Here is an 11104-nt window from a genome sequence, read left to right on the forward strand (position 1 = left end):
CGGGTATCGGCAATAACTGGATGGTGATCCTCAAGGCCACGGCGCTGGTCTCGATCATCGGCCTGGCCGATCTGGTCAAGGTGGCCCAGGATGCGGGCAAGAGCTCCTACCAGCTGTTCTTCTTCCTGGTACTGGCCGCCCTGATCTATCTGGTGATTACCACTGCTTCGAACTACATCTTGCGCCGGCTGGAAGTCTTCTACGCCGCTGGCACCCGGGAGGCCGTACGATGATCGAACTTCTGCAGGAATACTGGCAACCTTTCCTGTTTCGCGACGGCAATCACATCACCGGGCTGGCCATGACGCTCTGGCTGCTCAGCGCCTCGCTCTTTTTCGGCTTCGTGATGTCGATTCCACTGTCGATTGCCCGGGTCTCAACGAATGTCTGGGTGCGTTGGCCGGTGCAGTTCTACACCTACCTGTTCCGTGGCACGCCGCTGTATATCCAGCTGCTGATTTGTTACACCGGCATCTACAGCTTCGCCGCCGTGCGTGCCCAGCCGGTGCTCGACGCATTTTTCCGCGATGCATTGAACTGCACCATCCTGGCCTTCTCCCTGAGCACCTGCGCCTACACCACCGAGATCTTCGCCGGTGCTATCCGCAGCATGAACCACGGTGAGGTCGAGGCGGCCAAGGCCTATGGCCTGCGCGGCTGGAAACTGTATGCCTGCATCATTATGCCGTCGGCCCTGCGCCGCTCGCTGCCGAACTACAGCAACGAAGTGATCCTGATGTTGCACGCGACCACTATCGCCTTTACCGCTACCGTGCCGGACCTTCTCAAGGTTGCCCGGGACGCCAATTCGGCGACCTTCATGACCTTCCAGTCGTTCGGCATCGCCGCTGTGATCTATCTGACAGTCACCTTCTCACTGGTCGGTTTGTTCCGCGTGGCCGAACGCCGCTGGCTGTCTTTCCTCGGCCCGGCTCATTAATTCAGGAAGCCTGCACATGTACAAACTGACTGTTGAAAACCTGCACAAAAGCTACGGTAACCACGAAGTCCTCAAGGGTGTTTCGCTGAACGCCAAAACCGGTGATGTGATCAGCCTGATCGGCGCCAGTGGCTCGGGCAAAAGCACTTTGCTGCGTTGCATCAACTTCCTGGAAACGCCCAACGACGGCGCCATGAGCCTGGACAACCAGACGATCCGCATGGTCCATGACCGCCACGGCATGCGCGTGGCCGACGCCGATGAACTGCAGCGCCTGCGTATACGTCTGGCGATGGTGTTCCAGCACTTCAACCTGTGGAGCCACATGACCGTGCTCGACAACATCACCATGGCGCCGCGCCGGGTGCTGGGGGTCAGCAAGAAAGACGCCGAAGAGCGCGCCCGCCGCTATCTGGACAAGGTCGGTCTGCCGTCGCGGGTTGCCGATCAGTACCCGGCGTTTCTCTCGGGTGGTCAGCAGCAACGTGTCGCCATTGCCCGTGCCCTGAGCATGGAGCCGGAGATCATGCTGTTCGACGAGCCGACTTCGGCCCTGGACCCGGAACTGGTGGGCGAAGTACTCAAGGTGATCCAGGGGCTGGCCGAAGAAGGCCGCACCATGATCATGGTCACCCACGAAATGAGCTTTGCGCGCAAAGTGTCGAACCAGGTGCTGTTCCTGCACCAGGGGCGGGTGGAAGAGCAAGGCGCGCCCGAGGACGTATTGGGTAATCCCAAGAGCGAACGCCTGCAGCAGTTTCTCAGTGGCAACTTGAAGTAAGTCCCAACCTTAGAGCGCAAACGTTGAAGGGTTAAAAGTCAGCCCCTTCGGCCGCAACGTGTTCTCGAGAGTCAGTTTCGACCAATAACCCATTAGCCAGACCGCAGAGGGCGCTATGCGCCCTCACGCAAGCGTATTGCCGTAATTCGCCAATCAGGCGTTCAGCAAACGTTCGCGAAGCTTTGTATGAGTTCTAAACCCGATAGCCGATTTGGCATACAACAAGAAAGTAAGGAGCTTTACCCATGAAACTGAGCAGCGGTGCGTTATTGGCCATGGCCATCAGCAGCATCACCGCCACGGCTTACGCCGAGACCCAAAGTCAGGCGTTCACACCGGTTACGGTCAATACCAAAAGTGCACAAGCCGACGCTACCGGCTTCGTCGAAGGCCAGTCGATTTCCGGCACCACACGTAACTGGTACGCCAACGAACAACTGCATCGCGGCAACAAATTCACTTACCTCAAAGACGGTGTACCCACCCCCACTGATCGTCGCATCAACTGGGATCAAGGCACCATCGTCAAATACAACTCCGGCTTCACTGAAGGCGCCGTAGGCTTGAGCACTGAAGTGGCGGCCTACAACGCAGTCGCGCTGGAACGGGATCGCAAGGCCCTGGCGTCCAACAACGGTGGCGCACCGGGCACTCGTCCAGGCGCGGGCAACAACCGTACCCTGACCAAAGAAGGTGGCGAGGCGCAAGGTCAGTGGAGCAAGCTGGGGCTGGCTAACGTCAAGGCTCGCTTCTCCAACACCACCCTGACTGCCGGCCGCATGAACTTCAGCAGCCCGCAAGTGGATGTGATCAGTAGTCGTGCACTGCCATCGAGCTTCCAAGGGGTCGCGGTTCACAGCGAAGAGCTGAACAACCTGGCATTCGACCTGGGCACCTTCGATCGCAACTCACCGCGAACCGAAGAAAGCGTGCGTAAGTTCCGCACCGAATACGCCAACGGCATTGTCGAAACCGACCAGGTCAACACCGGCGGCATCACCTACAACCCGCTTGCCAGCCTGACCACCAGCATCTGGGCGACCCAGGCTGAAGACATCTGGAACCAGTACTACTTCGGCGCCTCCCACGTATTGGGCGATAGCCAGGTACTGAGCCTGGCCACCGGCCTGAACTACTACAAAACCAAGCAAACCGGTAAGGCCCTGATCGGCGACATCGACAACCAAGCCTACTCCCTGTCGTTCGATTTGACCCATCAGGCCCACACCCTGACCTTTTCGTACCAGGAAATTAACGGTAACGAGTACTTCGACTACCTGCACGAAACCAACGGCATCTACCTGGCCAACTCCATGCTGTCGGACTTCAACGGCCCGAACGAGAAATCGTTCAAGGTGGCCTACGGCCTGAACATGGTCGCATACGGCGTACCGGGCCTGAAGTTCATCATCTACCAGGTTCGCGGCTGGGGCATCGACGGCACTCACTACACCGGCAACGGCGGCGTGGCAGGCAAAGGTTACGACGGCATCCAGGCCCAGGACGGCGAATTCCACGACGAATACGGCATCGGCGCGACCTACGCCGTGCAGAGCGGCCCACTCAAGGACACCGCTATTCGCGCGAACTACAGCGCGCACCGCGCCAGTGAGAACCAGATAGATGGCAGCGTCAACGAGTTCCGTCTCGTGACCACCATTCCGTTCAATATTCTGTAATACCGCTGCCGAGCGGTTGGTTCAGCGATGAATCGGCCGTTGGGTGTTTGTCCTTTAACTGAATGCAGAGGGTTCTTGATGAAAATGCGGCAACTTGAAGTAAGTCCCACGCTAACCCGCCATTTCGACAGGATTTGAGACAGAATGAGCAGCAACGACCTCGCTTTCAACCGTGGAAGCCTCTACGGCACCCAGGCGGAATCCTCATTTGCCGGGGCAACGAGCTTCATGCGCCGACGCTACAGCCGCGATCTGCGTGGCGTGGATCTCGCAATCACTGGTGTCCCATTCGACACCGCCACCACACATCGCCCGGGAACACGTTTTGGACCCCGTGGCTTGCGAACGGCCTCAACTGGAATTGCATGGGCACGTCATTGGCCATGGGAGTTCGATCCCTTCGATCTTCTGGCCGCAGTGGACTATGGTGATTGTCAATTCGACTCGGGGATCCCTGAGTCTGTGCCTGCGGCCATCGAAGCGCATGCGTCGAAGATCCTCGAGGGCGGTTGCGGCATGTTGACCTTGGGCGGTGACCACTTCATCAGTTATCCACTGCTCAAGGCGCACGCCAAGGTACATGGCCCACTTTCACTCGTTCACTTCGATGCGCACACTGACACATGGCCGGATCACGAAGTGAAGCGTATTGAGCATGGGACAATGTTTTTCCATGCGGCCAGGGAAGAATTGGTCATCCCCAGTCGCTCCATCCAGATTGGTATGCGAACCACCAATGATGACCCAATGGGGTTTGAGGTTCTGGACGCAAGGAAGGCCAATACACTGCAGCCATCGGAAATCGCAGAGCGTATTTTGGCGCGAGTAGGCGATAACCCCGTCTATCTCACTTTTGATATTGACTGTCTGGATCCGGCATTTGCCCCAGGGACAGGCACGCCCGTTGCGGGAGGATTAACGACTTTCCAGGCTCTGGAGATTCTGCGTGCATTAAGAGGCATCAATATTGTTGGCATGGACATTGTTGAGGTTTCACCACCCTATGATCATGCAGAGATTACAGCCCTAGCAGGTGCAACAATAGCAATGGAAATGGTTTGCCTTTATGCATGGCGTCACAAATTGATGGTTAAGTCCTGAAGGCGGTTTTCACGGTTACCGCCCTTGGATTACATCCCGCGTGCGAGCAGTTTCAAGTACTGAGGGCTTTCCGATATCGAGTTGTGATCGGTGTTCGGAATGACCTCAAGCGAAGCGATGCCGGCAGGAAAATGCCGGAAGAGTTTCTCGGTATTTGCACGCGGAATGATTTCGTCGTGTTCGGCCGCGATCAAAAGCGTAGGGACCGTGATTCGAGCGGCATCCTTCCATGATTCAAATTTGTCCTTGAGCAGCCATCGCACTGGAAACAAGGGCATTTTTATCGCGGCGAGATCCTCCAGGCTGCTGTACGGCGTGATCAGAATCAGGCGAGAAGCCGGCCGCTGGCTTGCCAGGTGAATGGCAACGCCCGTACCCAGACTACGTCCCACGATCACTGTATTGGGGTGTTTTGCGTGAACCATGTCGAACAGGGCAAGGGCATCGCGCTGCAGCGCCTCCTCGGAGGGGGATCCGGAGCTCCCGCCGAAACCTCTGTAGTTAAGCAGGTAGATCGCCTGGTTCGGGAAGGCTTGGGAAAAGGCGGGCAAGTTGAGCGTTACATCCTCGGCATTGCCGCCGAAGTAGATAAACGCATCTGGACCCTCGTGGGGCCTCGCTGAAACCAGCACTTGGGCGTCGGCTACAGGCAACTTGAAAATGGTTGCGTCGATACTCTGGGTGCGCGGTTGCGGAAAGTAGATCAGCGCGCGCTGAAACACGAACAAGGCGGCGCAAAGTGCGAGATACAAGACTCCAACAATTGCCAGGAGCCACACGAAGGTTCGCGACATTTGACTGACTTCTCCCGGGGGCATCCTGGCGTGCGAGCAGTCCTGCGAGTTTCTACACGGGCGATGATAAGGTTCGGACCGCACGTTTCTCAGTGTACTGCCTTCAGCTTCCCATCCTCGTCAACCCGAATGCGCTTCAGCGATTTTTGAAGGCGGTCGAGTGCTCCATGAATGTCCTGGGCCTCGTTGACGTGTCCGTGCGCCTGGAGCTGATCGCCGTATTTGCGAAGTGAGCTGATGCTTTCCTTGATACTGGCCGCTGCCGCATGATTTTTGCTGATGCCGTCCATTTCATTACTCCAATAAGGCATGGCATCCATGCCGTGTACAGGGCCTGATGCCCCTGAAGAGGCCGAACCCTATCACCAAAGGGCTACCTTGAAAAACTGGACATTTGATCAGGGTAGGGAGGGCTGGAAGGCCAATTTCGGCAGGTAATTGCCAACCCCTCGCTTACTCCATGGCGAACCACACCAGCCACCCCCTGCACAGCAGCACTGCCGAGACGGGATATGGCCATTTGCTACACACAGACATTCGGCATGATCTAATCTCTACATGGGATGGTTTTGTGCAGTGATTCCAACATGGCGATGGTTCTACCTGCGGGGGAAGTGACTGTGCGGGCCTCGAAGAATGCAAGCCGCATTGCTGGATCGATGGCGCGTTCATTCAGTGTCTTTTGTGTGGGTGACACGCGCTCGCGTTTTTATCCGACCTCCAGGCACCCCAGATCATGCGAAGCCCCCCTGAATACGGCCTGCAAGATGCATTGAAAGCCTGTAGAAGCAGTTTCATCTGCGTTGGCTTTTTTAGCTTGTTCGTTAACGCGCTAATGCTCGTTCCGACCTTTTACATGCTGCAGGTGTATGGGCGAGCAATGGTCAGCGGAAGCCTATCGACCTTGGCGATGCTGACGCTGATCATGACGGTGCTGGTGATCACGCTCGGCGCTTTGGAGTGGATACGTTCACGCATCATGGTGCGTGTGAGTACCAGGCTGGATGTGCTGCTGAGTCACCAGGTGTATCGCGCAAGTTTCAAGCGCGCACTGGAAAGCGGCGGCCTGGATGCGTCGGCCCAGTCACTGAATGACTTGAGCGGCTTGCGACAGTTTCTCACCGGTAACGGTTTGTTCGCTTTTTTCGATGCGCCTTGGTTGCCAATCTATATAGCCGTGATGTTCCTGTTTCACCCCTGGTATGGCTGGGTCGCGGTGGGCAGTGCACTGTTGTTGCTGTTGCTGGCATTTTTCAATGAAAAGCTGACAGGGGCGACACTCGCCCAGGCCAGCAAGGAGCATTTGGCCGCAACGCTCCACACCACGAAAAACCTGCGCAACGCCGAAGTCATCGAGTCCATGGGCATGCTCGATACCCTCATGGAGCGTTGGGGGCGACGGCAAAAAACCGTTCTGCTGCTCCAGTCCCTGGCGAGCGATAGAGCCTCGATAATCAGCACGCTTTCAAAATCCTTTCGACTGCTGGTGCAATCGTTGGTCCTGGGATTGGGGGCGTACCTGGCGGTGGACCATCAGATCGGTGCAGGTATGGTGTTTGCCGGGTCTGTGCTGCTGGGGCGCGCGTTGGCTCCTATCGATCTGATCATTGGGAGCTGGAAGGGTTTTATCGTCGCCCGCTCGCAATACACTCGTCTGAATGAAGTTCTCGACAAGCAACAGGCTCAGCCCGAGCGTATGTCGTTGCCCGCGCCTCAAGGGCATGTGCAGGTAGAAAATCTGATCGTCGCTGCGCCTGGCTCGAAAACGCCGATCATAAAAAATATCAGCTTTGCCGTACCCGCGGGTTGTGCAGTGGGAATCATCGGTCCAAGTGCGGCGGGCAAGTCCACGCTAGGCAGGGCGATGATAGGAGTATGGATGCCGCAGCATGGCGTGGTTCGGCTCGACGGTGCCGACATCAATGCGTGGGAAAAAAAAGAGCTTGGGCCACATATAGGCTATTTGCCCCAAGACATTGAATTGTTCGAAGGCAGTATCGGCGAGAACATTGCCCGCTTCGCCGAGGTCGATTCCGAGAAAGTCATTCAGGCGGCCATGATTGCTGGCGTTCACGAAATGATTCTGCTGCTGCCCGATGGCTACGACACCCTCATAGGCGGCGATGGCGTCATGCTTTCGGGTGGTCAGCGCCAGCGCATCGGACTGGCCCGGGCGCTGTATGGCAACCCACGGCTGATCATCCTCGACGAGCCAAACTCCAATCTCGATGAAGTGGGTGACCGCGCCCTGGCAGCAGCCATCCAGCAACTCAAGCTGAGAGGTGCGACCCTTTTTGTGATTACGCACCGAGCGAACATCGTGACCCACCTAGATCGGCTAATGGTCATGAATGGCGGAGGGATCAGTCTCTACGGGCCACGTGAACAGGTGCTGGCCGAGCTCAACGCGCAGCAGCAGGCAGCGCAAAAAAAAGCCGCGCAAGTTGGCGCCAGCGTGACTTCGGCTGATGCCTGCAAGGAAGATGTCGATGAACCGTACGATCCCCAGTCGTCAAATGGATAACTTTGCCGAACTGCCGACATCGGACCGCAATATACGGCGCCTGGGCTTTGGCATTTTGTTCGTTACCTTCGGCCTGTTCGGCACCTGGGCGGCGTTTGCACCGCTCGATGGCGCAGCCTATGCGCCTGGCGTGGTCACCGTACAAGCTTACCGAAAGACGGTACAACACCTTGAAGGCGGCATCGTCAAAGCCGTATTGGCCCATGACGGTGACATCGTCAATCGTGATGACCCGCTGATTATTCTTGACGACGCCCAGCTGCGATTCGAATGCGGGATGACCCGCAGTCAACTCGTTGCCGCGAAAGCCATGGAGGCAAGACTAAGGGCAGAACGGGACAATCTGGCGGCGATCGACTTTGGCATTGCGGACGATTCCGAAAACCTTCGAGGCGTGGAAGCGCGCCAGGGTGAAACCCAGGTATTCAGTGCCAGGAGGGGGGCGCGACTGGGCCAGATCGCTGTGCTGCAGGAGCGCATTGGTCAGCTGAATCAGCAGATCAAGGGTATGGAGGCAATGATCGATGCCAAACGCAGGTTGGAGAAATCCTACAGCGGTGAAATCGACGAACTGACCGACCTGCTGTCTCAGGGGTTCGTTGACAAGCAACGTCTGGTCGAACAGGAACGCAAGCTTGGAATACTCAGGTCCGAAATGGTCGACCATCGCTCGACCATCACCCGGACCCGCCTGGAGATCAATGAAACCCAGCTGCGGATGCTGCAGATCGACAAGGATTTCAGCGCCGATGTAGTCAAGCAACTGGCCGAGGTTCAGACCCGGATCTACGACCTGCAAGAGAAAACTGCGTCCCTGGAAGACCGGCTCAGCCATATCGTCATTCGCGCCCCGGACGCCGGTATGGTGATCGGCATGATTGTGCATACGATTGGGGGCGTCGTTCGTCCGGCGACACCATTGCTGGACATTGTCCCGTCGGTATCCGAACTGGTCATAGAGGCTCAGGTGGCGCCGGTCGATATCGACCGCATCGCCATCGGCAAGCGTGCTGATATCCGTTTCGGTGCATTCGACAGCTCGACCACACCGGTGATTGAAGGTGAGGTCAGTTCCGTATCCGCGGATCGGTTGGTCAATGAAAAAACCGGAGCGCCTTATTACCTGTCCAGGGTTCGAGTAACCGAAGCCGGTGTGCACGCCTTGGGTGAGCGAAAATTATTGCCCGGGATGCCCGCGGATGTGTTGATTATCACGGGGCAGCGCACGCTGTTGCAGTATCTGATGCAACCAGCTCGAAATGCTCTCTCTCAATCGATGATCGAGCGATGATCATGAGAGCGCCGACAGTTCTGCTCAGTGGCCTGTTGATGCTTGCACCTGGCACCGACGCTGTCCTGGCGCAAGCCCCTGCGCCGACGTCTACAGGGGTCAGTGTTTCCGCATTTTCCAGCGACTTGATGCAGCTGTATCGCGAAGCCCGGCTGGAGGACCCGCGGGTATTGGCCTCGTTTGCGCAAGCGCAGGCGGGGCAGGAGCATCAGCGGGAGGCCATGGGGGCGCTGTTGCCACAGGTCTCATTAAATGCAGGTTCGAATCGGATCAACCAGGAAAATGACCTGGTACGGCAGAGTTTTGATAGCGAAAGGTACAGCCTGGTACTACGTCAGTACCTCTACAACAAGGCTTCCTGGGAGAACTACCAAAAATTCAAAAGTCTTGCCAGACAGTCTGAATCCGAAGCCTTGGAGGCCCAGGCCGAAGCTACGGTGGAGTTGGCGCAGCGTTACTTCACTGCGTTGGCCGCGGAAGATGAACTGGAGCTGGTGCGGGCCGAGCGCCGGACCACGCAAAAGAGTCTGGATAGAGTCAATGCGCTCTACGAAAAGCAGCTGGCACCTATCACCGATCAGCTCGACCTCAAGGCAAGGGTCGATGGGCTGGCCGCCCAGGAGCTCGACGCGCAGAACCAGGTCAGCGTCAGTCGGGAGGCGCTGGCGGAGATCGTAGGTCGGCCTGTCAAGGAGAAACTCAGCCGCATTCGTGACGACGTGCACCTGGGGGTTTCGGCGCAGAGCCTTGAGACGTGGGTGCGCCAGGGCATCGTGCAAAATCCTGTGATCAAGGCCAACCAAAGTGCTGTCGAAGCGGCCGGTGCGGCATTGCGCAGCGGCGAAGGCGGGCACTATCCGACCCTGAGCCTGGCATTGAGCGCGCAGCAGAGCAACGAAGGCTACAACAATTCCCTGACGCCGCGCACCGACAGTTATGTCGCAGGCGTTGACCTGGAAGTTCCGCTGTACAGCGGCGGTTCTACTTCAGCGCGAGTACGCGGGCTCTATCAGGATCAGATCGTGGCCGAGCAGCAGCTGGAATTGAATCGGCGCCGGGTGGTCAAGGAGATCACCAGCGCATATCTGACCGCCAACTCGAGTGGGGAAAAAATCAGTGCGAGCCGCAATGCCCTGGCTTCGGCGCAGCTATCCACCGTGGCGGCAGAGAAAGCGCTCACCTACGGAATGGTCAGTGCCGTGGATGTACTGACCAGTGTCCGCAACGAGTTCCGGGCTCGTCGCGATCTGCTCAAGACACAGTACGACTTCGTCACGCATGTATTCACGCTCAATCGCTGGGCGGGAAATCCGCCTGCCGAGAGTGTTGAAAGTGTCAATGCCTGGTTGAGTCCGGGCAGTGCCAGCCGGAACTTCGCACATCCCTGAAGCTGCAGCGAGCCATGGCCTGGTGATCTTGAACATTCATTCGGATAGCTGCAGTACATTCTCTATAAAATTCGCTGATTGCCTGGCGCAATTTCTTACCAGAAGCTAAATTTATCAGGTATGTGTCCAATCCTTGACTACTCCCGGTTAGTCAGATTGCCCCTCTGCTAGCGCTTTGTTGAATCTTAGTTGTGCGCCTCTGCCAGGTACGGCTATGTGCAGATGCAATGCCTGGGTGCCGAATGCTCCACACAACAGTGGACCATTTCGTCAGGTACAGCGAGGAAGTTCAGCATGGCCAATGTGCATGAAGGCGTTCGTGTCGATTTCACCGACGTCCCTTCCCCCCACTCCGTTGAGATCGGCCTGGTCATGGCAGGTGCAAACTCTGCTATCCCCAAAATAGCTGCTGTGCTCGATTGCCCAATCGAAATCCTTGACGCCTGGGCGTCAGAAAAGGCTCGGATCACGGATCCCGAAGTCACGGATTCGGCTACCTCACCATAAAGTCGTTATTGACGCTGACTTCATCGCATCAACCGACGGATCGATATTTTCAGGAAGGAAGAAGGAGTCTGGCTTCAGTAAGACCATCGAAAAAGCGAG

10 protein-coding genes and 1 pseudogene are annotated in these 11104 nt (G+C 57.1%); 9 read left to right on the forward strand and 2 right to left on the reverse strand.

What is annotated here, in order from left to right; translation table 11 throughout:
• From F2S13_RS14880 to speB, 5 genes and pseudogenes are all read left to right on the forward strand, one after another.
• Nucleotides 1-233: pseudogene (locus F2S13_RS14880) on the forward strand (amino acid ABC transporter permease); the annotation flags it as partial.
• Nucleotides 230-940, forward strand: a complete 711-nt coding sequence (locus F2S13_RS14885; RefSeq protein WP_166362067.1) for an ABC transporter permease — start codon at nucleotides 230-232, stop codon at nucleotides 938-940. The pseudogene F2S13_RS14880 and the gene F2S13_RS14885, both read left to right, overlap by 4 nt.
• Before the next feature lie 16 nt (nucleotides 941-956).
• Nucleotides 957-1721, forward strand: a complete 765-nt coding sequence (locus F2S13_RS14890; RefSeq protein WP_166362069.1) for an ABC transporter ATP-binding protein — start codon at nucleotides 957-959, stop codon at nucleotides 1719-1721.
• A gap of 245 nt (nucleotides 1722-1966) precedes the next feature.
• Nucleotides 1967-3400 (forward strand): OprD family outer membrane porin, encoded by a 1434-nt coding sequence (locus F2S13_RS14895; RefSeq protein ID WP_166362071.1) that lies wholly within the window; start codon nucleotides 1967-1969, stop codon nucleotides 3398-3400.
• 144 nt (nucleotides 3401-3544) lie between these two features.
• A complete protein-coding gene (gene speB, locus F2S13_RS14900; RefSeq protein ID WP_166362073.1) occupies nucleotides 3545-4501 on the forward strand; it encodes an agmatinase in 957 nt (318 codons plus the stop codon).
• A 29-nt stretch (nucleotides 4502-4530) separates the two neighbouring features.
• Here speB and F2S13_RS14905 read toward each other — a convergent pair whose 3' ends face one another.
• Nucleotides 4531-5319 (reverse strand): alpha/beta fold hydrolase, encoded by a 789-nt coding sequence (locus F2S13_RS14905; RefSeq protein ID WP_166362075.1) that lies wholly within the window; start codon nucleotides 5317-5319, stop codon nucleotides 4531-4533.
• 65 nt (nucleotides 5320-5384) lie between these two features.
• On the reverse strand, nucleotides 5385-5585 hold the full coding sequence (locus F2S13_RS14910) for a hypothetical protein (RefSeq protein WP_166362077.1): 201 nt from the start codon (nucleotides 5583-5585) through the stop codon (nucleotides 5385-5387).
• Between the two features lie 446 nt (nucleotides 5586-6031).
• Between F2S13_RS14910 and F2S13_RS14915 the strand changes: the two genes are divergently transcribed.
• From F2S13_RS14915 to F2S13_RS14930, 4 genes are all read left to right on the forward strand, one after another.
• The gene (locus F2S13_RS14915; protein ID WP_166362079.1) at nucleotides 6032-7819 is read left to right on the forward strand and encodes a type I secretion system permease/ATPase; all 1788 of its coding nucleotides are present in this window, start codon (nucleotides 6032-6034) and stop codon (nucleotides 7817-7819) included.
• Nucleotides 7785-9110, forward strand: a complete 1326-nt coding sequence (locus F2S13_RS14920) for an HlyD family type I secretion periplasmic adaptor subunit (RefSeq protein WP_178119017.1) — start codon at nucleotides 7785-7787, stop codon at nucleotides 9108-9110. The genes F2S13_RS14915 and F2S13_RS14920 overlap by 35 nt, the downstream gene beginning before the upstream one ends.
• A gap of 2 nt (nucleotides 9111-9112) precedes the next feature.
• Entirely contained in the window at nucleotides 9113-10498 is a 1386-nt protein-coding gene (locus tag F2S13_RS14925) for a TolC family outer membrane protein (protein ID WP_166362081.1), read from the forward strand.
• 294 nt (nucleotides 10499-10792) lie between these two features.
• A complete protein-coding gene (locus F2S13_RS14930; RefSeq protein WP_166362082.1) occupies nucleotides 10793-11005 on the forward strand; it encodes a hypothetical protein in 213 nt (70 codons plus the stop codon).
• Nucleotides 11006-11104 lie beyond the last annotated feature (99 nt).

This window comes from Pseudomonas akapageensis, from assembly GCF_011355085.1.
In the GTDB taxonomy this organism is placed as follows: domain Bacteria; phylum Pseudomonadota; class Gammaproteobacteria; order Pseudomonadales; family Pseudomonadaceae; genus Aquipseudomonas; species Aquipseudomonas akapageensis.

Bases quoted from the DNA above. Each gene is read 5' to 3' on its own strand.
- F2S13_RS14885 (WP_166362067.1), top strand. From the start codon at position 230: ATGATCGAACTTCTGCAGGAATACTGGCAACCTTTCCTGTTTCGCGAC.
- F2S13_RS14890 (WP_166362069.1), top strand. From the start codon at position 957: ATGTACAAACTGACTGTTGAAAACCTGCACAAAAGCTACGGTAACCAC.
- F2S13_RS14895 (WP_166362071.1), top strand. From the start codon at position 1,967: ATGAAACTGAGCAGCGGTGCGTTATTGGCCATGGCCATCAGCAGCATC.
- speB (WP_166362073.1), top strand. From the start codon at position 3,545: ATGAGCAGCAACGACCTCGCTTTCAACCGTGGAAGCCTCTACGGCACC.
- F2S13_RS14905 (WP_166362075.1), bottom strand. From the start codon at position 5,319: ATGCCCCCGGGAGAAGTCAGTCAAATGTCGCGAACCTTCGTGTGGCTC.
- F2S13_RS14910 (WP_166362077.1), bottom strand. From the start codon at position 5,585: ATGGACGGCATCAGCAAAAATCATGCGGCAGCGGCCAGTATCAAGGAA.
- F2S13_RS14915 (WP_166362079.1), top strand. From the start codon at position 6,032: ATGCGAAGCCCCCCTGAATACGGCCTGCAAGATGCATTGAAAGCCTGT.
- F2S13_RS14920 (WP_178119017.1), top strand. From the start codon at position 7,785: ATGAACCGTACGATCCCCAGTCGTCAAATGGATAACTTTGCCGAACTG.
- F2S13_RS14925 (WP_166362081.1), top strand. From the start codon at position 9,113: ATGAGAGCGCCGACAGTTCTGCTCAGTGGCCTGTTGATGCTTGCACCT.
- F2S13_RS14930 (WP_166362082.1), top strand. From the start codon at position 10,793: ATGGCCAATGTGCATGAAGGCGTTCGTGTCGATTTCACCGACGTCCCT.